At 72.7% G+C, this 23,688-nt stretch carries 26 protein-coding genes, 1 tRNA gene and 1 pseudogene; 14 read left to right on the top strand and 14 right to left on the bottom strand.

From position 1 onward, the window contains the following. The first annotated feature begins 175 nt into the window (after positions 1-175). From ACZ5NH_RS06600 to ACZ5NH_RS06655, 12 genes and pseudogenes are all read left to right on the top strand, one after another. A complete protein-coding gene (locus ACZ5NH_RS06600; protein WP_468773261.1) occupies positions 176-1,957 on the top strand; it encodes a sensor histidine kinase in 1,782 nt (593 codons plus the stop codon). A 94-nt stretch (positions 1,958-2,051) separates the two neighbouring features. Further along, a complete protein-coding gene (locus ACZ5NH_RS06605) occupies positions 2,052-2,486 on the top strand; it encodes a roadblock/LC7 domain-containing protein (protein WP_468773262.1) in 435 nt (144 codons plus the stop codon). Between the two features lie 2 nt (positions 2,487-2,488). Further along, entirely contained in the window at positions 2,489-2,860 is a 372-nt protein-coding gene (locus tag ACZ5NH_RS06610) for a DUF742 domain-containing protein (RefSeq protein ID WP_388626884.1), read from the top strand. Then, positions 2,838-3,437 (top strand): GTP-binding protein, encoded by a 600-nt coding sequence (locus ACZ5NH_RS06615; protein WP_388626882.1) that lies wholly within the window; start codon positions 2,838-2,840, stop codon positions 3,435-3,437. The genes ACZ5NH_RS06610 and ACZ5NH_RS06615 overlap by 23 nt, the downstream gene beginning before the upstream one ends. Before the next feature lie 61 nt (positions 3,438-3,498). Beyond that, positions 3,499-4,074 carry a GAF domain-containing protein gene (locus tag ACZ5NH_RS06620; protein WP_388626881.1) on the top strand — a complete coding sequence of 192 codons (576 nt, stop codon included), beginning with the start codon at positions 3,499-3,501 and terminating at the stop codon, positions 4,072-4,074. 190 nt (positions 4,075-4,264) lie between these two features. Further along, entirely contained in the window at positions 4,265-5,293 is a 1,029-nt protein-coding gene (tdh, locus tag ACZ5NH_RS06625; protein ID WP_468773263.1) for an L-threonine 3-dehydrogenase, read from the top strand. A 45-nt stretch (positions 5,294-5,338) separates the two neighbouring features. After that, entirely contained in the window at positions 5,339-6,532 is a 1,194-nt protein-coding gene (locus ACZ5NH_RS06630; protein WP_468773264.1) for a glycine C-acetyltransferase, read from the top strand. Positions 6,533-6,563: 31 nt separating this feature from the next. Further along, positions 6,564-7,466, top strand: a complete 903-nt coding sequence (locus tag ACZ5NH_RS06635; protein WP_388626876.1) for a LysR family transcriptional regulator — start codon at positions 6,564-6,566, stop codon at positions 7,464-7,466. A 154-nt stretch (positions 7,467-7,620) separates the two neighbouring features. Next, positions 7,621-8,205, top strand: a complete 585-nt coding sequence (locus ACZ5NH_RS06640; protein ID WP_468773265.1) for a helix-turn-helix domain-containing protein — start codon at positions 7,621-7,623, stop codon at positions 8,203-8,205. Next, a complete protein-coding gene (locus ACZ5NH_RS06645) occupies positions 8,202-8,732 on the top strand; it encodes a GNAT family N-acetyltransferase (protein ID WP_468773266.1) in 531 nt (176 codons plus the stop codon). Before ACZ5NH_RS06640 ends, ACZ5NH_RS06645 begins: the two co-directional genes overlap by 4 nt. A 30-nt stretch (positions 8,733-8,762) precedes the next feature. Then, the gene (locus ACZ5NH_RS06650; protein ID WP_388626872.1) at positions 8,763-9,122 is read left to right on the top strand and encodes an MmcQ/YjbR family DNA-binding protein; all 360 of its coding nucleotides are present in this window, start codon (positions 8,763-8,765) and stop codon (positions 9,120-9,122) included. 110 nt (positions 9,123-9,232) lie between these two features. After that, positions 9,233-9,708, top strand: a pseudogene (locus ACZ5NH_RS06655) (MFS transporter); the annotation flags it as partial. 28 nt (positions 9,709-9,736) lie between these two features. On the opposite strand, the gene ACZ5NH_RS06660 reads toward ACZ5NH_RS06655, so the two are convergent. Then, positions 9,737-10,651, bottom strand: a complete 915-nt coding sequence (locus tag ACZ5NH_RS06660) for a transketolase family protein (RefSeq protein ID WP_468773267.1) — start codon at positions 10,649-10,651, stop codon at positions 9,737-9,739. Between the two features lie 28 nt (positions 10,652-10,679). After that, the gene (locus ACZ5NH_RS06665; RefSeq protein ID WP_468773268.1) at positions 10,680-11,387 is read right to left on the bottom strand and encodes a transketolase; all 708 of its coding nucleotides are present in this window, start codon (positions 11,385-11,387) and stop codon (positions 10,680-10,682) included. Positions 11,388-11,512: 125 nt separating this feature from the next. Here ACZ5NH_RS06665 and ACZ5NH_RS06670 point away from each other — a divergent pair. Further along, positions 11,513-11,589 (top strand) — tRNA-Pro (locus ACZ5NH_RS06670). A 28-nt stretch (positions 11,590-11,617) separates the two neighbouring features. Here ACZ5NH_RS06670 and ACZ5NH_RS06675 read toward each other — a convergent pair. The 7 genes from ACZ5NH_RS06675 to ACZ5NH_RS06705 all read right to left on the bottom strand — a co-directional run bounded on the left by ACZ5NH_RS06675 (position 11,618) and on the right by ACZ5NH_RS06705 (position 19,287). After that, on the bottom strand, positions 11,618-12,661 hold the full coding sequence (locus ACZ5NH_RS06675; protein ID WP_468773269.1) for an MASE1 domain-containing protein: 1,044 nt from the start codon (positions 12,659-12,661) through the stop codon (positions 11,618-11,620). A 124-nt stretch (positions 12,662-12,785) separates the two neighbouring features. After that, on the bottom strand, positions 12,786-14,063 hold the full coding sequence (locus ACZ5NH_RS06680; RefSeq protein WP_468773514.1) for a PP2C family protein-serine/threonine phosphatase: 1,278 nt from the start codon (positions 14,061-14,063) through the stop codon (positions 12,786-12,788). 215 nt (positions 14,064-14,278) lie between these two features. Continuing rightward, positions 14,279-15,073 (bottom strand): COG4705 family protein, encoded by a 795-nt coding sequence (locus tag ACZ5NH_RS06685; protein ID WP_468773270.1) that lies wholly within the window; start codon positions 15,071-15,073, stop codon positions 14,279-14,281. Positions 15,074-15,255: 182 nt separating this feature from the next. Continuing rightward, positions 15,256-15,783 carry an NUDIX hydrolase family protein gene (locus ACZ5NH_RS06690; RefSeq protein ID WP_388627198.1) on the bottom strand — a complete coding sequence of 176 codons (528 nt, stop codon included), beginning with the start codon at positions 15,781-15,783 and terminating at the stop codon, positions 15,256-15,258. Positions 15,784-15,799: 16 nt separating this feature from the next. After that, the gene (locus ACZ5NH_RS06695; protein ID WP_468773271.1) at positions 15,800-16,975 is read right to left on the bottom strand and encodes an amidohydrolase family protein; all 1,176 of its coding nucleotides are present in this window, start codon (positions 16,973-16,975) and stop codon (positions 15,800-15,802) included. Positions 16,976-16,977: 2 nt separating this feature from the next. Beyond that, positions 16,978-18,381, bottom strand: a complete 1,404-nt coding sequence (locus ACZ5NH_RS06700; RefSeq protein ID WP_468773272.1) for a glutamine synthetase family protein — start codon at positions 18,379-18,381, stop codon at positions 16,978-16,980. 93 nt (positions 18,382-18,474) lie between these two features. Next, positions 18,475-19,287, bottom strand: a complete 813-nt coding sequence (locus ACZ5NH_RS06705; RefSeq protein ID WP_388627196.1) for an SAM-dependent methyltransferase — start codon at positions 19,285-19,287, stop codon at positions 18,475-18,477. A gap of 194 nt (positions 19,288-19,481) precedes the next feature. Here ACZ5NH_RS06705 and ACZ5NH_RS06710 point away from each other — a divergent pair, with 194 nt between their 5' ends. Next, entirely contained in the window at positions 19,482-20,342 is an 861-nt protein-coding gene (locus ACZ5NH_RS06710; protein ID WP_468773273.1) for a Cof-type HAD-IIB family hydrolase, read from the top strand. A gap of 27 nt (positions 20,343-20,369) precedes the next feature. Here the strand turns inward: ACZ5NH_RS06710 and ACZ5NH_RS06715 are convergent, their stop codons facing one another. The 5 genes from ACZ5NH_RS06715 to ACZ5NH_RS06735 form a co-directional block, all read right to left on the bottom strand. Further along, a complete protein-coding gene (locus ACZ5NH_RS06715) occupies positions 20,370-21,173 on the bottom strand; it encodes an SAM-dependent methyltransferase (protein WP_468773274.1) in 804 nt (267 codons plus the stop codon). Between the two features lie 78 nt (positions 21,174-21,251). Further along, positions 21,252-21,899, bottom strand: a complete 648-nt coding sequence (locus ACZ5NH_RS06720) for an endonuclease (RefSeq protein ID WP_468773275.1) — start codon at positions 21,897-21,899, stop codon at positions 21,252-21,254. Between the two features lie 2 nt (positions 21,900-21,901). Then, a complete protein-coding gene (locus ACZ5NH_RS06725) occupies positions 21,902-22,246 on the bottom strand; it encodes a DUF3140 domain-containing protein (protein ID WP_388626856.1) in 345 nt (114 codons plus the stop codon). A gap of 30 nt (positions 22,247-22,276) precedes the next feature. Further along, a complete protein-coding gene (locus ACZ5NH_RS06730; RefSeq protein WP_468773276.1) occupies positions 22,277-22,768 on the bottom strand; it encodes a Dps family protein in 492 nt (163 codons plus the stop codon). A gap of 85 nt (positions 22,769-22,853) precedes the next feature. Next, positions 22,854-23,663, bottom strand: coding sequence for an alpha/beta hydrolase (locus ACZ5NH_RS06735; RefSeq protein ID WP_468773277.1), 810 nt, complete (start codon positions 23,661-23,663; stop codon positions 22,854-22,856). Positions 23,664-23,688: the final 25 nt, after the last annotated feature.

Raw genomic sequence — 23,688 nt, forward strand, 5'->3', positions numbered from 1 at the left:
CCCCACCCACGAGCTCCGCACACCCCCCCACCCCCCCCCCCCCCCCCCCCCCCCCCCCCCCCCCCCCCCCCCCCCCCCCCCCCCCCCCCCCCCCCCCGCCCAGCTCTCCAGCCAGGCGGGCAGCGAGCAGAAGCTGGAGGTCTTCGTCAACCTCGCGCGCCGGCTCCAGTCCCTCGTGCACCGGGAGATCTCGATCCTCGACGACCTCGAGAACGAGATCGAGGACCCCGACCTGCTCAAGGGCCTGTTCCACGTGGACCACCTGGCCACCCGCATCCGGCGCCACGCCGAGAACCTCGCCGTGCTCGGCGGCGCCGTCTCCCGGCGCCAGTGGAGCAACCCGGTCAGCATGACCGAGGTCCTGCGCTCCGCCATCGCCGAGGTCGAGCAGTACTCGCGGGTGAAGCTGGTGCCGCCGATCGACGGCGAACTGCGCGGCCACGCCGTCGCGGACGTCATCCATCTGCTCGCCGAACTCATCGAGAACGCCTCGGTGTTCTCCGCCCCCCACACCCAGGTGCTGCTGCGCGCCAACCTCGTCACCTCCGGGCTGGCCGTGGAGGTCGAGGACCGCGGGCTCGGCATGCCCGTCGGCGAGCAGAACCGGATGAATGCCCTGCTCGCCGACCCCGACCAGGTGAACGTCGCCAGCCTGCTGGCCGACGGCCGGATCGGCCTCTACGTCGTCTCCCAGCTCGCCCGGCGGCACGGCATCCATGTGCGGCTGCAGACCAACATCTACGGCGGTGTGCAGGCCGTACTCGTGGTCCCGCAGGCGTTGTTGGGCACGGAGCCCGGGGCGGGCGGCGTGGTCGCCGGCACGATCGCCGATGCCGCCACCGGGGCGGGCGTGCACCGGCCGCAGGATCCGGCGGACACCGGGGCGTCGCCGCAGGTACGGCTTCTGGGCCAGAGCGGTGGACAGGGTCAGGGGCAGGCCGGTGGGTTCGGCCGGCGGCAGGGGCACGGGCTGGGGCAGGAGCGGGGGCCCGCGCCGGCGCCCGCAGCTGTGCCTGCGCCTGTGCCGGGAGCGCGGTCCGGGGATGCCGGCCCCGCGCGCGGCGGTGCCGGGCCGGACGCCGAGCCCGCCGGTTCGAGGGCCGTGGCCGGGGCAGGCCCCGTAGCGGGTTCCCCGGGAGAGGGCGGCTCGCCGGGCGACCCGGCTCAGCTGACCGGCCGGCGGCGGCACGCCCAGCGCGGGAGCGGGCGGCGCGAGGCCGGGAGCGGGGACGTACGGCCCGGTGAGAGCGGTGACGGCCGGCGGAACGGAGGTGGCCTCGCGCCGCTTCCGGTGCGGGGCGCCCGGCAGGACCGACCCACCCCCGCCGAGGCCGTGCCCGGCATCGGCACCGGGGACCGGGCGGCGATCGAGGCGCACGCGGGCATCCTGCCCACCCCGCGCAGCGGCACCGTGCGCGGCACCATGAACAAGCCCAAACTGCCCCGGCGCCGCGCGCAGGAGCACATCGTCCCCCAGTTGCGCGGCGGCCCCGTACCCCGCCCGGAGGGCGACACCGTCCCGGGTCACGACCCGGGGCTGATGGCGGCCTTCCAGCGCGGGATCGGACTCGCCGAGGCGCAACAGCACATGGAGAGCCGGGAGCCCGCCCGTCCGGACGCCGACCAACTGGACTCCGCGCTCCTGGGCTCAGCCCACATGGAGTCCGCGCACATGGAGCCCGCCCACATGGAGCCCGCCCACATGGACTCGGCCCATACGGGCGCCAGCCATGCCGCCGCTCCCCTGATGGACCATCACCTCCAGCCCGCCGTACCAGAGTTCACCGAACCACCCCGTGTGCAGCCGGACCCCATGGGCTCAGACCATACGAGCTCGGACCACATGGGCCCCGACCACATGGACCCCACCCCCATATCGCAGGGGCGCACCCACGCGCCCGCATCCGACGGTGCCCGTGGCGCCGGCCGGCCCGACGGGAGCGCTCCGGCCGGCTGACGCCCGCACCGTACCCACCCCCCATCACCGACGACCATTCCCCCCAACCGCCAGCGCTCCCGAAGACCTTCGTACCCCAAGGAGTCGATCCACCATGGCGAGCGATGCGCCGACCGCCCACGCATCCGACCTCGACTGGCTGCTGAGCGGCCTCGTGCAGCGCGTACCGCACACCACCAGCGCGGTGCTCCTGTCCTGTGACGGGCTGGTGAAGTCCGTGCACGGCCTCGACAACGACAGTGCCGACCACATGGCGGCCCTGGCCTCCGGCCTGTACTCCCTCGGCCGCAGCGCGGGCGTCCGGTTCGGCGACGGCGGGGAGGTCCGCCAGGTCGTCGTCGAGCTGGACTCGACCCTGCTGTTCGTCACCACCGCCGGCTCCGGCACCTGTCTCGCCGTGCTCGCGGGCCGCGAGGTCGACGCCGCCGTGCTCGGCTACGAGATGGCGATGCTCGTCAAGAGCGTCCGCCCCTACCTGGTGACCGCCCCCCGGCAGCACGCCGTCGAACCCACGGCGACGAGGCCTTGAGCGTGGCCGCAGCCGGCGACGGGCCGTGGCTGGACGACGCGGCCGGACGGCTGGTGCGCCCGTTCACGGTCAGCAACGGACGCACCGAGCCCAGCATCGCCCTGGACCTGATGTCGCAGGTGATGGCCACCGGTGTCACCCCGCTCGGCTATCTCGGCCCCGAGCACGCCCAGGCGCTCGACCTGTGCCGGGCGCCCGTCTCGGTCGCCGAGGCCGCCGCGCATCTGAAACTGCCCGCGGTGGTCACCAAGGTGCTGCTCTCGGACCTCGTCGACTGCGGGGCGCTGACCACCAAGCCCCCCGCTTTCCACCACACACCCACTGACCGGTCTCTGCTGGAGGCAGTGCTCGATGGACTACGACGACAGCTCTGACCCGTTCCCGACCGCGCTGAAGATCCTGGTGGCGGGCGGGTTCGGGGTCGGCAAGACGACCTTCGTGGGCGCGGTCAGCGAGATCGCGCCGCTCAGCACGGAGGAGCTGCTCACCACGGTCAGCGTCGGCACGGACAGTCTCGACGGCGTCGAGAACAAGATGGAGACGACGGTCGCCATGGACTTCGGCCGGATCACCCTCGATCCGGACCATGTGCTGTACCTGTTCGGCACGCCGGGGCAGGAGCGGTTCTGGTTCATGTGGGACGAGCTGTCCGAGGGCGCGCTCGGCGCGGTGATCCTCGCCGACACCCGCCGGCTGCAGGACTGCTTCGCGGCCGTGGACTTCTTCGAGGAGCGCGGACTCGGCTTCATCGTCGCCATCAACGAGTTCGACGGCGGCTACCGCTACGACCCCGAGGAGGTGCGTGCCGCCATCGACCTGGACCCCGCGATCCCCGTCGTCAGGTGCGACGCCCGGATCTCCAGCTCCGGCGTGCAGACCCTCCTCACCCTCGTACGCCACCTCCTCGCCCACGCCCCCGCGACGGCGCCGAGCCATGGTGCCCACATGTGATCCCGCACTACCGTCCACGGAGTTCCCCCATGAGGTACGCCCACAGCGCCGGAGCCCGGCCATGACCTACGAGCCGCCCCGGCCGGTCCGGGGTCTGCTGCTCACCCCCGAGGACAAGGAGGCCCCGGCCCGCGTCCACCGACTGCGCCTGCTCGGCCTGGCGGACCGTCCCGACCCGGCGCTGGACGCCTTCGCGGACCATCTTGCCCGGCTCACCGGCGCGCCCTACGCCATGGTCAACTTCGTCGGCGAGGACCACCAGTTCTTCGCCGGCCTGTGCGTCCCCGCCGTCGCGCCGCCGGTCCGGGAGGACGGCAGCAGGCCGGAGTTCGGCCGGGTCCTGCCGCGCGAGCACGGGTTCTGCCCCCATGTGGTGGTCCGCCGTAAGGCGCTGGTGCTCGAGGACGTCCGCGACTATCCGCGGTTCGCCGGAAACCCCGTGGTGGACGAGTACGGCATCCGCTCCTATCTCGGCGCCCCGCTCATCGACAGCTCCGGCATGGCGCTCGGCACCGTGTGCGCGGCCGACACCGAGCCCCGCGTCTGGGGCCGGTCCGGCCTGGAGACCATCAAGGCGCTGGCCGCCGATCTCGTCGTACGCCTCGAACGGAGCGCCGAGGACGGGTTGCCCCTGTGACGGGCCGGGGCGGCCCTTTGGCCGCCGGTACCTGGGGCGTGAAGGAAAGCTGAGGCGGCGGTTAAGAAAAGCTCGATGGACCCGCGGCCCGCGCATACGGCAGATTGCAGGGTGATTCCACCCCTCTGACCCGGTGCGGGCGTCTTCGGCATGCCCGCGGGCCGGGATCTCACCCACAGGAGCCGCACGCGTGAAGGCGCTGGTCAAGGAGAAGGCGGAGCCGGGGCTCTGGCTGACGGACGTCCCGGAGCCCGAGATCGGCCCGGGTGACGTACTCATCAAGGTCATGCGGACCGGTATCTGCGGCACCGACCTGCACATCCGGGCCTGGGACGGCTGGGCGCAGCAGGCGATCAGGACCCCGCTCGTGCTCGGCCACGAGTTCGTCGGGCAGGTCGTCGAGACCGGCCGGGACGTGAGCGACATCCGCATCGGCGACCGGGTCAGCGGCGAGGGCCATCTGGTGTGCGGCAAGTGCCGCAACTGCCTGGCGGGCCGCCGCCATCTGTGCCGCGCCACCGTCGGCCTCGGTGTCGGCCGGGACGGTGCCTTCGCCGAGTATGTCGCCCTGCCCGCGAGCAATGTCTGGGTGCACCGGGTCCCCGTCGACCTCGACGTCGCCGCGATCTTCGACCCCTTCGGCAACGCCGTGCACACCGCGCTGTCGTTCCCGCTGGTCGGCGAGGACGTGCTGATCACGGGCGCCGGACCGATCGGCCTGATGGCCGCCGCCGTGGCCCGGCACGCGGGCGCCCGCAACGTCGTCATCACCGACGTCAGCGAGGAGCGCCTGGGGCTGGCCCGCAAGATCGGCGTGAGCCTCGCCCTGAACGTCGCGGAGACCTCCATCGCCGACGGACAGCGGGAGCTGGGTCTGCGCGAGGGCTTCGACATCGGCCTGGAGATGTCCGGCCGCCCCGAGGCCATGCGGGACATGATCGCCAACATGACGCACGGCGGCCGTATCGCCATGCTCGGCCTTCCGGCGCAGGAGTTCCCGGTCGACTGGGCCCGGATCGTCACCTCGATGATCACCATCAAGGGCATCTACGGCCGCGAGATGTTCGAGACCTGGTACGCGATGTCGGTGCTGCTGGAGGGCGGCCTGGACCTCGCCCCCGTGATCACCGGCCGTTACGGCTACCGCGACTTCGAGGCGGCCTTCGCCGACGCCGCGAGCGGCAAGGGCGGCAAGGTCATCCTCGACTGGACCGCGTAAGCGACGTCAATCCCCAGCCGCGCCAGCACTTTCAGGAGCTTCCCCATGTTCGACACCGTCCGCGACGACCTGCGCGCCACCCTCGACGAGATCCGCGCCGCCGGCCTGCACAAGCCCGAGCGGGTCATCGGCACCCCGCAGTCCGCGACCGTCAACGTCACCGCCGGCGGCCGCCCCGGCGAGGTCCTCAACTTCTGCGCCAACAACTACCTCGGCCTCGCCGACCACCCCGAGGTGATCGCCGCCGCCCACGAGGCGCTGGACCGCTGGGGCTACGGCATGGCCTCGGTCCGCTTCATCTGCGGCACCCAGGAGGTGCACAAGGAGCTGGAGGCCCGGCTCTCGGCGTTCCTCGGCCAGGAGGACACGATCCTGTACTCCTCCTGCTTCGACGCCAACGGCGGTGTCTTCGAGACCCTGCTCGGCGAGGAGGACGCGGTGATCTCCGACGCCCTCAACCACGCCTCCATCATCGACGGCATCCGCCTGTCCAAGGCCCGCCGCTTCCGCTACGCCAACCGCGACCTCGCCGACCTGGAGGCGAAGCTCAAGGAGGCGTCCGACGCGCGCCGCCGGCTGATCGTCACCGACGGCGTGTTCTCCATGGACGGCTATGTGGCCCCGCTCCGCGAGATCTGCGACCTCGCCGACCGCTACGACGCGATGGTCATGGTCGACGACTCGCACGCCGTCGGCTTTGTCGGCCCCACCGGCCGCGGCACCCCCGAGCTGCACGGCGTCATGGACCGCGTCGACGTCATCACCGGCACCCTCGGCAAGGCCCTCGGCGGCGCCTCCGGCGGCTATGTCGCCGCCCGCGCCGAGATCGTCGCCCTGCTGCGCCAGCGCTCCCGCCCGTACCTGTTCTCCAACACCCTGGCCCCGGTGATCGCCGCCGCCTCCCTGAAGGTCATCGACCTGCTGGAGTCCGCCGACGACCTGCGGGTCCGGCTGAACGAGAACACCGCCCTCTTCCGCCGCCGCATGACCGAGGAGGGCTTCGACATCCTCCCCGGCGAGCACGCCATCGCCCCCGTGATGATCGGCGACGCGGCGAAGGCGGGCCGCATGGCCGAGTTGCTGCTGGAGCGCGGTGTGTACGTGATCGGCTTCTCGTACCCGGTCGTCCCGCAGGGCCAGGCTCGCATCCGCGTCCAGCTGTCCGCCGCGCACTCCACGGACGACGTCAACCGCGCGGTGGACGCCTTCGTGGCCGCCCGCGCCGAACTGGAGGCCTGAGCAGGGCGGACGCCTTGCGATAATTGACGGCATGATCGAGGCACGGCGGCTCCACATCCTCCGTGCGGTGGCCGACCACCGCACGGTCACCGCGGCGGCCGCCGCGCTCTATCTCACCCCCTCGGCCGTCTCCCAGCAGCTCACGGCCCTGGAGCAGGAGACCGGTCACCGCCTGGTCGAGCGCAGCGCCAAGGGCGTACGGCTCACCCCGGCGGGCGAGATCCTGCTCAGCCACACCAACGCGGTCCTCGCCCAGCTGGAGCGGGCCGAGGCGGAGCTGGCCGCCTACGGCTCGGGTGAGGCGGGCACGGTCACCGTGGCCGCCTTCGCGACCGGCATCGCCCAGGTCGTGGCGCCGGCCGTGGCCCGGCTCGCGCACACCGCGCCCGGCATACGCATCCGTGTCCAGGACGCCGAGGGCGACGCGAGCCTGCCCATGGTCCTGGACCGGCAGGTCGACGTGGCGGTGGCCGTGGAGTACCGGGGCGCCCCGCCCGCCGACGACCCCCGGCTCACCCACGTCTCGCTCTACGCAGAGCCGTTCGACGCGGTCGTACCCGTCGGCCACCGCCTCGCGGACGCCGCCGAGGTGCCCCTCGCCGAGCTGGCCAAGGACCCCTGGATCGGCCCGTACCCCGGCAACCCCTGCCACGACGTGGTCGTCCTCGCCTGCGAGAGCGCCGGTTTCCAGCCACGCCTGGAGCACTCCTCCGACGACTTCCGCGCGGTCGTCGCCCTGGCCTCGGCCGACGCGGGCGTGGCCCTCGTACCGCGCTCCGCGCTGAACGGCATGGACCTCACCGGCGTCGTCGTACGCCCCGTCGACGGCGTGGCCCCGACCCGCCGCGTCTTCGCCGCCGTACGGCGCGGCGCCGAGGGGCATCCGCTGATCCGCCAGGTGCTGGACGCCCTGCGGGAGGCGGCCCGGGCGTAGGGAACCGGCATCGGCCGCACGCAGTCTGGGAGGTCATGCGTGTGACGATGAGCCTCCCGGCCCGTCCTTCTACACCCAGGCCGTGTTCGACGGCATGCGGGGATGGGCAGGCATCCTCTGGAGCTCGTCTCATATATGGCATAGCATCTCTGATATGAAACAGGACGATGTCGCAGCAGGCCCGGAGCCCGTCGACGCCCGGCTCGGCGCCCGCCTCGCCGAGCTGCGCGCCGACCACGGCTGGTCCCTGGGGGAGTTGGCCGAGCGCAGCGGGGTGAGCCGCTCGACCCTGTCACGCGCCGAACGCGCGGAGATCAGCCCCACCGCCGCCGTGCTGAATCGGCTCTGCCATGTCTACGGCCGCACGATGTCCCAGCTGCTCAGCGAGGTCGAGGCGGCACCCGCGCCGCTGGTCCGGGCCGCCGACCAGCCGATCTGGGAGGACCACGGCTCCGGATTCGTCCGGCGGTCCGTGTCCCCGCCGCACGCCGGGCTCCGCGGCGAACTGGTCGAGGGCCGGCTCGCACCGGGTGCCGACATCGCCTACGACCGCCCGCCCGTGACCGGTCTGGAACAGCATCTGTGGCTGCTCGACGGCGCCCTGGAGGTGTCCGACGGGGAGCAGGTCCACCACCTGGACCCCGGAGACTGCCTGCGGATGCGCGTCTTCGGCCCCACCCGGTTCCGGTGCGCCGGCCCCGTCGAGGCGCGGTACGCGCTGGCGGTGGTGCGGCCATGAGGGTGGAGCGCTGGAGCGCCGCACAACTATGCGAGCGGGCCGGGGAGTTGGCGGAACTGCTGACCGACACCGTGGCCGGTGGCGCCTCGGTCGGCTTCCTCGCGGCACTGACGCACGAGGAGGCCACCGCCTGGTGGCGGCGGCGGGCCGAAGCGACGGCGGCGGGCCGGCTCGCCGTCTGGGCGGCGCTCGACGGCACCGGCCGCCCGGCCGGAACCGTGAGCCTGGCCTACCCCGACAAGCCGAACAGCCGCCACCGCGCGGAACTGGTGAAGCTGATGGTGCACCGCAGCGTGCGCGGGCAGGGTCTCGGCCGCCGCCTCCTCGCCACTGCCGAGGACGCCGCCGCGGCCACGGGCATCACCCTGCTCCACCTCGACACCGAGACCGACAGCCCCGCCGAGCGCCTCTACCGCTCGGCCGGCTGGACCCGGGCCGGTGTCATCCCCGACTACGCGGAGAGCCCCGGCGGCGAACTGCGTCCGACGACCCTGTACTACAAGCGGCTGGAGCCGCCGGCCGGGTGACTGTCAGTGCCAGGAGCTACCGTGCGTTGCATGCCGGATGCCGAAGACGTACGCCGCATCGCCCTGTCCCTGCCGGACACCACGGAGAAGGTCGCGTGGAGCATGCCCACGTTCCGGGTGGCCGGGAAGATGTTCGCGACCCTGCCGGAGGACGAGACGTCCATCGCCGTGCGCTGCCCCAAGGAGGAGCGCGACGAACTGGTCCTGGCCGAGCCGGAGAAGTTCTGGATCGCCGACCACGAGGCCCAGTTCGCCTGGGTCAGAGCGAGACTCGCCGCGCTGGAGGACGAGGACGAGCTGCGCGACGTCCTCGCCGACTCCTGGCGGCAGGCCGCACCGCCCCGACTCCTCGACGAGCACCCCGAGTTGGGGCTGCCTTCCGGGGAGTGAAATCCCCCGTGCGCGGGCGCCGGGCGTGGCATCATCCCGCGCGGCGCAGCCGGGCGCGGCACCGCAGGGGACGGCGGGGAGGGAGCATCCGCGATGACAGGAACGGACTCACCGCCCTCGGCGCGGGCACGGTGGTCGGCGGCCTGCTCGCCCTGCGGCTGCGGCCCGCCGGATGCTCCGCGCCGGCGCGCTCTCCCTGTTCGCCTTCTTCGGCTTCCCGGCGGCCGTCGGCGCGGGCCTCGGTGTGCCGGCGATGGCGGCGGGGGCGGCCGTGGCGGGCGCCGGGATGTCGTTCTGGGGCGTGATGTGGGCGACCAGTGTGCAGACCCAGGTCCCCCCGGACGTCCTCAACCGCATCCACGCCTACGACGTGGCCGGCTCCCTCGCCATGATGCCGGTGGGCCAGGCCCTCGCCGGCCCGGCGGCCGATGCCCTCGGCGCCGGACACGTCCTGCTCATCTCCGCCGCGACCAGCCTGGCGGTGGCCATCGCGCTGCTCGCGGTCCCCGCGATACGCGACCTGGTCCGAGCGGACGCGCCGCGCGCTGAGCGCCCCGAAGGGTCGCGGGGAACTGCGCGATCAGCGCCTGCGCACCCGCAGTCGCGCACGGTGCTCAGCCGGTCCGGCGGGTGGGTGCCAGGAAGCGCCCGATCCGGTCGCGCAAGGACGCCGGGTCGAGCCCGTGCGCGGCCACATGCTCCTCGACCGTCCCGTAGCGGCGCAGCTCGCGGCGGCCCACGCCGAGGCCCAGCACCCGGTGCGGCACGTCCGTGAGCGCTTCGCTCACCGCAGTCGTCGAGGTGCCCGCGAGATACGGCTCGACCAGGACGACATCGGTGCCGGCCGACTCCGTGGCCCGGCGCAGGCCCGCCGCGTCGAAGGGCCGTACGGTCGTGGCGTACAGGACCGTCACGTCCAGGCCCTCCGTGGCGGCGAGGACCGAGTCCAGCACCGGGCCCACCGCGAGGACCACACCGCGACGGCCCTCGCGGACCGTGACGAAGTGCCGGCCGTCGATCCGCCGCCCCTGCCGGTTGGCCTGCACGGACAGCCGCACGTACACCTTGTCGTCGCCCGCGGCGACCGCGTGGTGCAGCAGTGTCTCGGCCTCGTCCGGATGCCCGGGCACGTGCACGGTCCAGCCGTCCAGCGTGTCGAGGAGCGCCACATCGCCCGGGGCCATGTGCGTGTAGCCGCCGGCCGGCCAGTCGAAGGAGGCGGCCGCGCTCACCAGCACCGCCCCGGTGTTCTGATGCCCGAGATCCAGCTTGACCTGCTCGAACGGCCGCTCCACAAGGAAGCTGGCGAAGGTGTGCACCACGGGCCGCAGCCCGGTGAGCGCCAGCCCTGCCGCCGCCCCGACCAGCAGCTGCTCGCGGATGCCGACGTTGATGACCCGGTCCGGATGTCGGGCCATGGCCTCGCGGAAGCCGTCCATGCCGATTTCGGCGAGGACCACCGCGACGCGCGGGTCCTCGTCCAGCAGCCGGGAGACGACGGGTGCGAAACGGTCACGCATGGTGTCCATCAGGGTCTGCCTTTCCAAGGGGTGGGAGTCAGGCGTTCTTCGGCTCGACGCGGGCCACGACCACGTGCGGCCGCCCGGGATGCGGCGCGGTGAACGCGGCGTACAGCGGCTCGTGATCGCGCCCGTCGACGGTCACCGCCGACCAGCCCGCCGCCTCGAACCGGGCGGCGATCCCGCCGGGCAGGGCGTGGCTGGCGGAGGAGTTGTCGACCACGATCGTGTGCAGCCGTTCCAGGCCGGCCGGCCCGGCGAAGGCGATCGCCTCGTGGTTGCTGCCCTCGTCCAGCTCCGCGTCCCCGATCAGCACCCAGACCGCCGGGTCGTGCAGCCCCTGCGCCCGCAGCCCCAGCGCGCTGCCCACCGCGATCGGCAGCCCGTGCCCGAGCGAGCCACTGCCGATCTCGGCGCCCGGCACCAGCACCCGGTCCGGGTGATGCCCGAGCGGGGAGTCGTACGCCCCGAACCCGGGCAGCCAGTCCACCGGCACGTAGCCCTTCGCGGCCAGCACCGCGTAGTACGCCATGGGTCCGTGCCCCTTGCTGAGCAGGAACCGGTCGCGGGCGGGATCGTCCCGCCGGTCCGGTGTCACCCGGAGCACCCGGTCGTAGAGCACCCACAGCACATCGAGGGTGGAGGTGGCCGCCGGTCCGTGCTTCTCGTCGCCGGTCATCAGACTCATCAGGCCGGGCAGGTCGTCGTAGCCGTACGCGTGGCTTTCGTCCGCTGTGATCGTCATGCCGACGATCGTGCAACCTCAACCAAACTTGAGGTCAACCGGGAAACCGGTGCGCGATCAGTGAGCCGAGTGCGGTATTGTTTCCCTGCGCGTTTCGACCGGGGAAACCCCAGGTCAAACGGCACCGGGACGTGGCGCAGCTTGGTAGCGCACTTGACTGGGGGTCAAGGGGTCGCAGGTTCAAATCCTGTCGTCCCGACCAGCTTTCCTGCCGGTCGGAGGCCGTTTCCTCAGGGATGGGGAGACGGCCTTTGTCGTGTCCGCCCGTCTCCGGCCGCCTTCTCGCCGTTCGCCTTCTCCTCGTCCGCGTGGGGGAGGGCGGGGCGGTGGTCGCCGGCGGCGATCCTGGCCGCCAGCGCGGCGAGCTGCCCGACGGCCCACGCGATCTCCCGCTGGTTCTGGTTGCGCTCGCTGACGACCGCCGCGAGCAGCAGCGCCGTCAGCGCGGCGGAACCGTTGAAGGCCTGCAGGGTGATCATCTTGGTGAGCAGGTCGTGCCCGGCGAACGGGCCCGATCTCTCGGCACCGGCGATGATGGCGAAGGTCGACACGGCCAGCGCGCAGGGCGCGGCCCCGGCCAGCTGGAAGCGGAAGGCCGCCCAGATCAGCAGCGGGAACCCGAGGAACAGCAGGGGCGTGTGACCGGTCACGAGGAATCCCACCACGCCCGTGGCCGCCACGAGCAGCAGCGCCTCCGCCCACCGGGACGTCTGTGCGTTCCTCGGCCGGTGTGCCGAGCGGAGGACGAGCAGGACCGGCGTGACCACCAGAACGCCCATCGCGTCGCCGGTCCACCAGACCGACCACGTCGGCCAGAAGTCGCCGGGGCGCAGCACCCCGGCGAGGGCCAGGGTCCCGCTGCCCGTCGTGGCGCTGACCAGCATCCCGGTGAACGCACCGAGGAAGATCAGCGCGAGCGCGTCCCGCAGACGGTCCAGCTCCGCACGGAAGCCCGTACGGCGGAGCAGCAGATAGGAGCAGACGGGCGCGAGGGTGTTCCCCGCCGCGATGGCGAGCACGGCCGGGAGCGACGGCCCGAGCGAGATGTTGACCAGGAAAGCGCCGAGTGCGATACCGGGCCAGACCCGTGGGCCGCGCAGGAGCAGGCTCGCCACCGCGATACCGCTCGGCGGCCACAGCGGGGTGACCTGGCCGCGCACCAGCTGCTGGAGCAGCCCCAGCCTGGCCGAGCCGTAGTACAGCGCGGCGATGACACATATCTCCAGGGCGGCCGGACCACTGGTCCGGAGCCCCGGATGCCGCGCGACAGCCATTGGGCGACCTCCGCTCCGACATCGCCCCGAACGCTCATCCGAACCCATCGTCCGTCGGATCCCCCGGATCCTCCACACGGGCCGACCGGCCCCGAGGCGGCGACGGGTGCGGTGACCCGCGAGGTCAGGCGGGCGGGGTGCGCAGGGCGAGGATGGCCATGTCGTCGTGACCGTCGCTGGGGTGGTGATCGGCCAGTGTCCGGACGAACTCCGGCAGGGGGAGGTCGGCATGAACCGAGGCGAGACCCGCCAGTTCGCTCAGACTCTCGTCGATGGAGTGGCCGGGATGCTCGATCAGCCCGTCGGTGTAGAAGACGACGGTGGCCTCCGGGGGCAGGAGGCGGGTGTGGTCCGGGCGGGGCTGCTCGGTGTCGACACCGAGGGGCAGTCCGGGCTCGGCGAGCAGACAGGTCACTCGGCGCTCACGGGTGACCACCAGCGGCGGAACGTGACCTGCGGTGCTCCAGTTCAGTCGCCAGCCGGATCCCTCCGGTTGGATGCGGGCCAGGGTGGTGGTCGTGACGGGGTTGTTCGTGATCATCTCCAGGGTCCGGTCGAGCTGGGCGAGGACCGCGCTGGGCGGACTGCTCTGCTCGAACACGAGAGCGCGCAGCATGTTCCGGGTGGCGGCCATGGCGGCCGCGGCCTGCAGATCGTGGCCGACCACGTCGCCGATCACGACCGCCACGACGTGGTCGGGCAGGGGGATGGCGTCGTACCAGTCCCCGCCGAGCTGACTGGGCTCGGCGGCGGGCCGGTAGATGGCGGCGGCGGCGAACGGCCGCAGGTCGGGCAGGGTCGGCAGCAGAAGCCGCTGGAACTGCTCGGCCCCGAGGCGAATCCGTTCGAACAGGCGGACGTTCTCGATTGCGATGCCTGCCGCACTGGCCAGGGCCACGACGACGCTCTCGTCGTGCATGTCGAAGGGCTGTCCGTCGGTTCGCTCGGAGAGGTAGAGGTCGCCGTAGATCTCGCCGCGCACGCTGATGGCGACGCCGAGGAGGGTGAGCATGTGCGGGTGGCCGGCCGGGAATCCGGCGGAGGAGGGATGGGCCTGGATGTCGTCGATCCGCAAGGGGTCGGGGTATCGGATCAGGTGCCCGAGGACGCCCAGACCACGAGGCAGTCCGGCCTCGGTCAGCGCCTCGCGTTGCCGCTCGGTCAGACCGGCCGAGATGAACTGCCCCAGGCGTTCTCCGGACTCGTCGAGCACGCCCAAGGCGCCGTAGCGGGCGCCGACCAGCTCCATCGCGGTCGTCACGATGCGATGCAGCACCGCGGGCAGCTCCACCTCACGGCTGATGGCCATCACCGCGTCCAGCAGGCCCTGCAGCCGGTCCATGGAGGACAGCAGGGCACGCAACTGCTCGTCGATCCGGCCCAGCTCGGACCGCAGACGCATGTGCAGGTCGGGGACATACGGCTCGCCGGTCCGTCTCCCTGCCTTCTCTCCCGCCATTCCGGCCTCCTGACACGACCCTGGTCCGTGCGGGACGGCGGCATCACCTTCGATTGTGGCATCGGCGCCCTGATCGCGGGGTGTGACGGCGGCCCGCACCGCAGGGGAAGGGCCTCGCCGGCGCTGCCGAGCGAGGCCCTTCACCGTGCCGGGCGGGTTCAGGCGTTCTGGACGTCCTGACGTGATACGGCGAGGTAGCCGACCAGCGCGAGAATGGCCACCGTCCAGGACAGCGTCACCGGGCCGAGTCCCCAGTCCAGGCCGCCGCGCTTGCCGGGCAGGGCCATCCAGTCGGCGATGGAGGCGCCGAGCGGGCGTGTGATGACGTACGCCGTCCAGAACGCGGTCACCGCGCCGAGCACGCGGGCGCGGTGGGCGAGGGCCGGGACGCAGATCGCCACGGCGAACAGTACGACCGAGCCCAGGTAGCCGAGGCCGATGGTCGCGGTGAGGTCGCCCGCCGCGGTGCCCAGCGCGAACGTCGCGAGGACGGCCGCCCAGTAGAAGGTCTCGCGGCGCCGGGTGCGGATGGAGTGGATGGACAGGGTGCGCTCGGACGCGTACCAGAGGGCGAAGACGGCGGCCAGGGCGATCATGAACAGCGGGGTGGACAGGGTGTACGGGACGCCGACGACGACGTGGAGCGCATCCGCGGCCATCGTGCCGAACACGCTGACCATGACGATCGCCGTCCAGTAGATCCAGGCCACGTACCGGCGGACGGCGAACTGGAGCACGAGCGAGGCGACGAACGCAAGGCCGCCGAGGCCGACCGCGGGGATGTTGCCCAGCGTGTGGGCCAGGAAGTCGGAGGCGGTCTCGCCCATGCCGGTGGTGAGGACCTTGATGATCCAGAAGTAGACGGTGACCTCCGGCACCTTGTTCGCGCTCTCACGTATGCGCGCGCGTACGTGCCCGCGGGGGCGGTCGTCCAGGACCTGCTCTGTGCTCATGGCCTGCACTTTCGCACGCCCAACTGACGTTGCCCCAGATGCCTTTGCCATTGTTTTGAGGCTTCTGGTGCTGCTGTTGCCACGCGCCGCCGCGAGCCTGAACGCAACCTGAACGCGTCGGGGAAGCCCCTGGCCGGCGGCCTGACCGCCTGATAGACAGGCAGGTCAGGCGGCCGTGGGCGTCACAAGGCCAGCCCCACGTGGGCGAGCGCCTGCTTCAGCAGCACCCCGTGCCCGCCCGGCATCTCGCTCTGCACCGCCGGGGAGACGGCCTCCTGCGGGCTGAACCAGACCAGGTCCAGCGCGTCCTGCCGGGGGCGGCAGTCGCCGCTGACCGGGACGATGTAGGCGAGGGACACCGCGTGCTGGCGTGGGTCGTGGTACGGCGTGATGCCCGCGGTCGGGAAGTACTCCGCGACCGTGAAGGGCTGCAGGGAGGCGGGGACCCGGGGCAGGGCCACCGGGCCCAGGTCCTTCTCCAGGTGGCGCAGCAGGGCGTCGCGGACCCGCTCGTGGTGCAGGACGCGGCCGGAGACCAGGGTCCGGCTGACCGTCCCGTCCGGGCCGATCCGCAGCAGCAGTCCGATGCTGGTCACTTCGCCGCTGTCGTCCACGCGCACGGGCACGGCCTCGACGTAGAGGATCGGCATCCGGGCCCTGGCCATTTCCAGCTCGTCCGTGGACAGCCAGCCGGGCGTCGTCTCGGTCATGTCAGACATTGCTTGATCATACTTTCCGGGTGGGGCGTCCGCTGGGATCGCGGGCCGGGTCGGATACGGGCGGTCCGTACAGGCGCAGGGCGTTGTCGCGGCCGGTCCAGGCCGCGATCCGCAGGGCGTCGGGCAGACTCAACTCGTCGGCGTCGACACGGGCTTGCAGCAGATCGGCGAGCCCCTGCCGGAAACACAGGGCGCCGAGGTGGTGGAATTCGGCCACCCCGTAGGCGTCGGAGCTGTACAGCAGTTTGCGGAACGGGGTGATCTCCAGGGCCTCCTCCAGGACCGCCCGGCAGCGGGCCGGGCCCGTGTGGTGCAGGGCGAGGCCCACGTCCAGGTACACCTGCTCGAACACCGCGGCCAGATAGGCGGCCTGGCGGTGGTACGGCCAGCAGTGCAGCAGCAGCACCGGGACCGTGCCGGACGTCAGCCGCAGCCAGTCGGTCAGCAGGGCCGGGTCGGCGTGGTGCAGCCGCAGGTCGGCGTCGCCGAAGCCGGTGTGCAGCTGCAGCGGCAGGCCGAGGTCGACGGCGGTCCACAGCAGATGCCGCACCAGGACCGGATCGGTGAGCCGGCCGCCGGTCTCGAGCCAGCGCCGGGCGGCCCCGGTCACCTCGGCGTCCGCCGGGCGCGCGGGGTCCAGGGCGAAGCCGGTGCGGTAGGCGGCCACCGACTTCACCGCCACCACGCCCGGCCGGCGTACGGCGTCCTCGGCGGCGGCACGGAAGCGGGCCGCGTACTCGCCCGGCTCGACGCCCCCCGCCGCCACCGCCTCCGCCACCTGCTCCAGGCGTACGACCTCGAACGCGGCGGCGCCGGACGCCTCCGCCAGCTCGGCCGGTGAGGTGAGCGGGTGCGGGGCGTAGCCGGTGTCCACGAGGAACACCCCGGCTCCCGCGGCGCGCAGGAAGCGGCGGTTGACCTCCTGCGGGCCCAGTTCCGCGCGGCGGGCCGCATAGTCGGCCGGCGGCGCGTGCCGGGGCAGGTCCAGCAGGGGCGCGCAGTGCCGGCGTACGGCCACGCCGGCCGGTGTGTCGAACGGCGAGACGCCGGGCCAGGCCGCGCCCTCGGTCAGCAGCGAGGCGAACTCCCCGGGCGCGAGGCCGGCCGTCACGGCGCCGTGGCAGTGGTGGTCCACCAGCTCCAGCTCGGCGAGGGCCTCGTGGACCGGTCCCTGCGTCGCCATGGTCAGTACACCCAGCGGTAGGCCGCCGCCACCCGGGCTTCGTCCAGGTCCTCGACGGCCGCCGCCTCCCCGAGCCGTACGGCGGTCACCGCGTCCGCGAGGACCGGGCCCAGCGCGGCCCGCAGCACCTGGTCGGCCCGGAACCGCTCGACGGCCTCCGGCAGCGACTGCGGCAGCCGCCGTACCCCGAGAGCCGCCGCCTCGTCCGGGCCGTAACGGGCCGGGTCGCCGGTGATCTCCTCCGGGAGGGCCAGGGACGAGTCGATCCCGTCCAGGCCGGCGGCGATGACACAGCCGAGGGCGAGATAGGGGTTGGCGGCCAGGTCGACCGGTTTCACCTCCAGGTTCGCCTCCTGCTCCCGGCGGCCCGCCGAGCCGGTGATCACCCGCAGCGCGGCCTCACGGGTCTCCCGGCCCCAGGCGGTGAACACGCCCGCCCACTGGGAGGGTCTGAGCCGCAGATAGCTGGCGGGACTCGGCGCGGTGACCGCCGTCAGCGCGGGCAGGCGGGCCAGGATCCCGGCCGCGAAGGACTCCGCCTCGGGCGTCATGCCGTGACGGCGCTCCCCGCCCGCGTGCAGGTTCACGCCCTCGCGCCAGCAGGAGACGTGGACATGGCCGCCGTTGCCGACGCCCTCGGAGGACACCGCGGGCGAGAACGACACCCTGAGGCCGTGCCGCTGCGCGACCGCCCGGATGGTCTGCCGGACCAGCACGCTGCGGTCGGCCGCCGCCACCGGGTCCAGCGCGCCCGACGAGACCTCGAACTGCCCGGCGGCGTACTCGGGATGCAGCTGGTCGACGGGCACGCCCTGGGCGTCGAACGCGGCCAGCAGATCGGCGGTGTAGTCGCTCAGCTCGACCTGCCGGATCGCGCCGTACGCCGGGCCGGACACCGCCGGCACGAACTCCCCGGGCGGTGCCGAGCCGAGCCCGACCGCCCACTCGACCTCGATCGCCGCCTTGAAGGCGAGGCCGTGCCGCTCGGCGGCGTCGGCGACGATCCGGCGCAGAAAGGTTCGGGCACAGCCGGGGTGCCGCTCTCCCTCCTGGGTGATCCGGTCCACCGGCGCCCACGCCCAGCCGGGCTGCCCGGCCAGCTCCACCAGCCGGTCCAGGTCCGGATACAGCCGCAGGTCACCGTCCGGGGAGCCGAGGACGTCGGTGGTGACGATCGAGTCGTCGGCCAGGAAGGTGTCGAACACCGGGGACATGCCGACACCCCAGGACACGGCCGATTCCAGCCGCGCCGTCGGGACCGTCTTCACCCGGCAGACGCCCGCGGTGTCCACATAGGCCAGCACGATCCCGCGTACGCCCCGCGCGGCGAGGTCGGCCGTGAGCCCCGCGACCCGGCGCAGATCCTCCGGGCGCCCGCCGGGCACGGGGTCGGCAAGCGTGGTCATACGTCCTCCTCGGCCATACGTGGTCCTCGGCCATACGTGGTCCTCGGCGTCGGTCCGTCCGTGCCGGCGCCGGTCCACCTGCCCGTGCCGGCGTCAGGGTTTCACGGCCACGGCGCCGAACTGCGGCACCGCGGCGGCGGATTCCGCCCCGGCGCGCCACTGCGAGCAGGGCACCAGACCCGGCTCGACCAGCTCCAGGCCGTCGAGGAAACCGGCGATCTCCTCGCGACTGCGGGCGGTGATCGGCGGGGTGGCGTTGGCGTTCCAGAACTCCATCGCGGCCCGGTTGCCCTCGCCGCCCACGTCGGCGTCGTACGTCGGGTGGGTGAGGACGAGGTGGCTGCCCGAGGGCAGCGCCGCCAGGAGCCGCCGCACGATGTCCCGCGCCTGGCCGGTGTCCAGGACGAAGTTCAGGATGCCCAGCATCATCAGCGCGACCGGCCGGGTCAGGTCCAGGGTCTCGGCGGCGCGCTGCAGGATGCCTTCCGGGTCGTGCACATCGGCGTCGATGTAGTCGGTGACGCCCTCGGGGGAGCTGGTGAGCAGCGAGCGGGCGTGCACGAGCACGATCGGGTCGTTGTCGACGTACACGATCCGGGACTCGGGGGCGATCCGCTGCGCGATCTCATGGGTGTTCTCGACGGTCGGCAGGCCGGTGCCGATGTCCAGGAACTGCCGCATCCCGCGCTCGGCGGTCACGAACCGCACCGCCCGGGCCAGGAACGCCCGGTCCGCGCGGGCCACCGCCCGGATCACCGGGAACATCCCGGCGACGTGCTCACCGACCCGCTGGTCGACCTCGTAGTTGTCCTTGCCGCCGATCCAGTAGTTCCACACCCGGGCGTTGTGCGCCACGGAGGTGTTCAGCCTCTCCGGTCCGGCCGTCGGGGAGTGGCCCTCGGTCACGTCGCCGCCCTTCTCCGGTTCTCGGTTCTCCGCCGTCATTGTGCCGCCCGGTGATCGCGCTGTCCCGGGAAACGCGCACCGTGGGCGGTTCGGGGCGGGTCCGGGACGTTTCGGCGCATCGGGGACCGGCTCCAGGACGTTTCGGCCCATGAGGAAGACTGGACCGGTACGCCGTCCCCGACCGGAAGCAGGACATGCCCGCCACGCCCACGCCCCTCCTGGACCACCCCGGCACGCCCGCCGGCCGCGCCGACATCCGGCTGATCGTCACCGACATGGACGGCACGCTGCTGGACGACGCCAAGCGGATCCCCGACGGGCTGTGGCCGATGCTCGCCGAGCTGCGCCGGCGCGGTGTGCTGTTCAGCCCGGCGAGCGGCCGCCAGTACGCCACGCTGGCCCGGCAGTTCGCATCGGTCGCCGAGGGGATGGTGTTCATCGCGGAGAACGGCACGTATGTGGTCCGCGACGGCGTGGAGCTGAGCTCCGACACGATGCGGAAGTCCGTCGCCGCCGGGGTGGCCCGTACGGTACGACGGCTGGTCGCGGACGGCGAGGACGTCGGGGCCGTGGTGTGCGGCAAGCGGTCGGCCTACGTCGAGCGGACCGACGAGGCGTTCCTGGCGGAGGTCCGCAAGTACTACGCCGTGCACCGGATCGTCGAGGACGTCACCGCCGTCGAGGACGACGTGATCAAGGTCGCGCTGTTCGACTTCGGATCCGCCGAGCACACCACCGCCCCGGCGCTCGCCGAGTTCGCCGCCGGCCACCAGGTCGTGGTCTCCGGCGAGCACTGGGTGGACGTCATGAACCGCACCGCGAACAAGGGCACCGCGCTGCGCGGCCTGCAGCGGGCGCTCGGCATCACACCGGCGCAGACCATGGTCTTCGGCGACTACCTCAACGACCTGGAGATGCTCGACGCCGCCGAGTGGTCCTTCGCCATGGCGGGCGCCCACCCCGAGGTCGTCCGCCGGGCCCGCCACCTCGCCCCGTCCAACAACGACAACGGCGTGCTGCGCACCATCGCCCACGTGCTCGGGATCACCGTGTAGCGGTGTGCGCGACCCGGGCGGTGCCGGTCAGCGGACGATGCCGACTCCGCCGTACAGGGAGACCGGGCCGGCGCCGTCCGGTGCTTGCGCGTGCCGCCAGCCGTCGACCGGGACGACACCCGGTTCCAGCAGGTCGAGTCCCTCGAAGAAGGCGGCCACCTCGTCCCGGGAACGCGCGACCAGGGTCACCCCGCCGGCGGCGTACGCGGCGATGCCCTTCCCGACGTTCTCCGGCTCGAAGTCGGCCGTCATCATCGACAGCACCAGGCAACTGCCCGGTGCCAGCTCCTCGACCAGCGTCGACACCACCTCGTGCGCGCCGTCCTCGTCGGCGACGAAGTGCAGCAGCGCGATCAGGGACAGGGCCACCGGACGGCCGAAGTCCAGGACGTGAGCGGCCTGTTCGAGGATGGCGCGCGGATCGCGGGCGTCGGCCTGCACATACTCCGTCACGCCCTCGGGCGTGCCGCGCAGCAGCGCGCCCGCGTGGGCCAGCACGATCGGGTCGTTGTCGACGTAGACCACGCGGGCGTCGGGCGCCACCGACTGGGCGATCTGGTGCAGGTTCGGCTCGGTCGGTATGCCGGTGCCGATGTCCAGGAACTGGCGGATGCCGGCCTCGGCGAGCGCGCGCGTGGCCCGCTGCATGAACGCGCGGTTGGCGCGCGCGGCCCGGGGTGCGCCGCCGCCGTCCACCGCAGCGATCTGCCGGCCGAGCCGCTCGTCGACGGGGTAGTTGTCCTTGCCGCCGAGGAACCAGTCGTACACCCGGGCCGGATGCGGCCGTGTGGCGTCGATGTGCTGTGCGGCCGCCGGCTCGGTCCCCGTCACGTGCTGCTCCTTCACGTCCGCCGAATGCACTTCGATCGAATGCACTCCCGATCGAATGCGAGCAGCAGTCTGACACGATCATGATGCGCGGCGCAGACAGTCTTCGGCCACCTCCTTGTCGAGTGCGGCCCGCACCAACGCGGCGGCCAGCACGGCCGGTTCGGTCTTCCCGGCGAACTCGGTGAGCTTGTCCGGATCCTTCGGCAGGCCGAGCCGCTGTGCCCCGGAGAGCGCCTTGTCGTCCAGATAGGGCGCCACTTCCGGCCATACGCGCTGGGCCTCGCGCAGGAAGATGTCGGCACCGGCCGGACCGACCCCCGGCTCCTCCTGGAGCAGCCGCTTGAGTTCCCCGGTGTCGCCGTGCGCCTCCGCGTGCAGCCGGCGCAGGTCGCCGGACCAGCGGTCCAGCAACAGCTCGGCGCCGTCGCCCAGTTGGGTGGCGGTGCGCTCGTCGTAGCGCCGGTAGCCGCCGCGGCCGAGCGCGTCCACTCGCTGCTGCCAGTCCGCGTCGGCCATGCGGCGCGGGCTGTCCAGGTGGTCCTCGTGCAGGGCCTGCGCGGCGGCCACCGCGACGGAGGCGCGGATCCGGGCGCTGAGCAGCAGGGCCAGCACCAGCAGCCGGTACAGCGGCTGCGGTGTGTCCTTCAGCTTGATGCCCGCTTCCTCGGCGTAGGTCCGCCCGTATTCCGACAGCAGTTCGTGCAGGACCCTCTCGTCGCGGTTCATGGCTACGGCTTGAGCGGATCGTGGCCCAGTGTCATCAGCTGGTGCCGGCGGCGGGTGTCCTCCGGCGCCCTTTCGGGCTCCGGCTCGTCCGCCATGTCCACCAGGTCTCCGACCGTGTCGACGACCTTGTGCATCACGCGGACGTCGTCGTCGGTGAGGTCGGTACGGCGCTTCTGGAGGATGGCGAGGACATGCTGTCCGGTCTCCGTGCCCGCCTCATCGGGCAGTGGCTCGGTCGCCTCGTCGGCGTCCCGGACCCGCAGCCAGGCCGCGAGCTCCGCCGAGGTCATGTTCACCACGCGGTGGAAGTCCTCCCACAGCGCTTCGATTTCGAGGGAGTCGGCCATGGGTCTCCCCTTCCGTCCGGAGGTGTCGGGCTAGCTGGAGGCGGGCTCGCGCGGATGGTTCTCGGCCTCGAACATCCAGCGCTGCTTCTCCAGGTCGGCGGTGACGGAGATCAGCAGGTCCTGGGTGACCGGGTCGGGCTCCGCCGTGGCGGCGATCCGCTCACGGAGCCGGCCGACGGCCGCTTCGAGCGCCGACACCATCAGCTCCACGACCTCGGTGTCGCGCAGCCGGCCGTCCTTGGTGCCGGGCAGTGCGACGGTCGCGGCGACGGTCTCGGGCCGGCCGTCCGGGGGCACGCCCAGTGCGGCGGCGCGCTCGGCGACCGTGTCGGAGTGGGCGCGGGCCGTCGCCACCACCTCGTCGAGCTGGAGGTGAATCGACCGGAACCGCGGGCCCACGATGTTCCAGTGCGCCTGCTTCCCGATCAGGGAGAGTCCGAGCAGGTCCACCAGGGTGTTCTGCAGGGCGGTCCCGGTGACGCCGAGCGCCTCCTCGGGCAGCGTGCTCTTCATCACCGCCATGGTGCGTCCGTCCCCTTTCGTCGCTTGCGTTCGGTCGTGTCCGAAACGGCGGGTGCCCAGCGCTCGGGTGAGCAAACAGGCCTGATCAGCGGGGCAGTGACCGGTCCAGGAAGCGGATCACCTCGGCGAAGACCGCCTTCTTGTCGGTCTCGTGGAACACCTCGTGCCGCGCCCCGGCGAAGACCCGCTCGGTCAGCCCGGAGCCGGCCAGCCGCTCCACGCCGATCCGGCTGCCGGGCAGCGGCACCAGCCGGTCGTCGTCCCCGTGCAGCCACAGCAGCGGCAGCGGGCCGATGTCACCGCCCCGGTCGACGGTCTCCAGGGTCCGCGCGAACGCCTCGAGCGTCGGCCGCTTCATGGGCCCGTGCCACACCAGCGGATCGGCCGCGTAGTCGGCGCCGACGGCCGGGTCCCGGGAGAGCGCGGCCGGGCTCACCGGGGTGTCCGGGATCTCCGGCAGGGCCAGCAGCCGCCCGGGCAGCTCCCAGGCGCCGATCACCGGCCCGGACAGGATCAGCGCGCTCAGTTCGGTGCCGTACCGCTGGGCGTAGCGGGCCGCGATCAGCCCGCCCATGGAGTGGCCGACCAGGACGAGCGGCAGGCCGGGGTGCGCGGCCCGGGCGAGGTCCGCCACCGCGTGCACATCGGTGACCACGTCCTCGAAGTCCTCGATCAGCACCCGCTCCCCGGCCGACCTGCCGTGGCCGACGTGATCGGGCCCGTACACGGCCGCCCCATGCCCGGTGAGCACGGCCGCGAGCTCGTCGTACCGGCCCGCGTGCTCGCCGTATCCGTGCACCACCAGGGCCAGGTACCGGGGTGCCGGGTGCGGCCACTCGCGTACGGCGACCGGGCCGTGGGCGCCGTCGAGGGTGTGTTCGCGGACGTGGTGCATGTCTCCTCCGGGTGTGTCGGTGAAG

The organism is Streptomyces sp. NPDC031426, from assembly GCF_055581585.1.

Bases quoted from the DNA above. Each gene is read 5' to 3' on its own strand.
- ACZ5NH_RS06605 (WP_468773262.1), top strand. From the start codon at position 2,052: ATGGCGAGCGATGCGCCGACCGCCCACGCATCCGACCTCGACTGGCTG.
- ACZ5NH_RS06615 (WP_388626882.1), top strand. From the start codon at position 2,838: ATGGACTACGACGACAGCTCTGACCCGTTCCCGACCGCGCTGAAGATC.
- ACZ5NH_RS06620 (WP_388626881.1), top strand. From the start codon at position 3,499: ATGACCTACGAGCCGCCCCGGCCGGTCCGGGGTCTGCTGCTCACCCCC.
- ACZ5NH_RS06630 (WP_468773264.1), top strand. From the start codon at position 5,339: ATGTTCGACACCGTCCGCGACGACCTGCGCGCCACCCTCGACGAGATC.
- ACZ5NH_RS06635 (WP_388626876.1), top strand. From the start codon at position 6,564: ATGATCGAGGCACGGCGGCTCCACATCCTCCGTGCGGTGGCCGACCAC.
- ACZ5NH_RS06640 (WP_468773265.1), top strand. From the start codon at position 7,621: ATGAAACAGGACGATGTCGCAGCAGGCCCGGAGCCCGTCGACGCCCGG.
- ACZ5NH_RS06645 (WP_468773266.1), top strand. From the start codon at position 8,202: ATGAGGGTGGAGCGCTGGAGCGCCGCACAACTATGCGAGCGGGCCGGG.
- ACZ5NH_RS06650 (WP_388626872.1), top strand. From the start codon at position 8,763: ATGCCGGATGCCGAAGACGTACGCCGCATCGCCCTGTCCCTGCCGGAC.
- ACZ5NH_RS06660 (WP_468773267.1), bottom strand. From the start codon at position 10,651: ATGGACACCATGCGTGACCGTTTCGCACCCGTCGTCTCCCGGCTGCTG.
- ACZ5NH_RS06665 (WP_468773268.1), bottom strand. From the start codon at position 11,387: ATGACGATCACAGCGGACGAAAGCCACGCGTACGGCTACGACGACCTG.
- ACZ5NH_RS06675 (WP_468773269.1), bottom strand. From the start codon at position 12,661: ATGGCTGTCGCGCGGCATCCGGGGCTCCGGACCAGTGGTCCGGCCGCC.
- ACZ5NH_RS06680 (WP_468773514.1), bottom strand. From the start codon at position 14,063: ATGCGTCTGCGGTCCGAGCTGGGCCGGATCGACGAGCAGTTGCGTGCC.
- ACZ5NH_RS06685 (WP_468773270.1), bottom strand. From the start codon at position 15,073: ATGAGCACAGAGCAGGTCCTGGACGACCGCCCCCGCGGGCACGTACGC.
- ACZ5NH_RS06690 (WP_388627198.1), bottom strand. From the start codon at position 15,783: ATGACCGAGACGACGCCCGGCTGGCTGTCCACGGACGAGCTGGAAATG.
- ACZ5NH_RS06695 (WP_468773271.1), bottom strand. From the start codon at position 16,975: ATGGCGACGCAGGGACCGGTCCACGAGGCCCTCGCCGAGCTGGAGCTG.
- ACZ5NH_RS06700 (WP_468773272.1), bottom strand. From the start codon at position 18,381: ATGACCACGCTTGCCGACCCCGTGCCCGGCGGGCGCCCGGAGGATCTG.
- ACZ5NH_RS06710 (WP_468773273.1), top strand. From the start codon at position 19,482: ATGCCCGCCACGCCCACGCCCCTCCTGGACCACCCCGGCACGCCCGCC.
- ACZ5NH_RS06720 (WP_468773275.1), bottom strand. From the start codon at position 21,899: ATGAACCGCGACGAGAGGGTCCTGCACGAACTGCTGTCGGAATACGGG.
- ACZ5NH_RS06725 (WP_388626856.1), bottom strand. From the start codon at position 22,246: ATGGCCGACTCCCTCGAAATCGAAGCGCTGTGGGAGGACTTCCACCGC.
- ACZ5NH_RS06730 (WP_468773276.1), bottom strand. From the start codon at position 22,768: ATGGCGGTGATGAAGAGCACGCTGCCCGAGGAGGCGCTCGGCGTCACC.
- ACZ5NH_RS06735 (WP_468773277.1), bottom strand. From the start codon at position 23,663: ATGCACCACGTCCGCGAACACACCCTCGACGGCGCCCACGGCCCGGTC.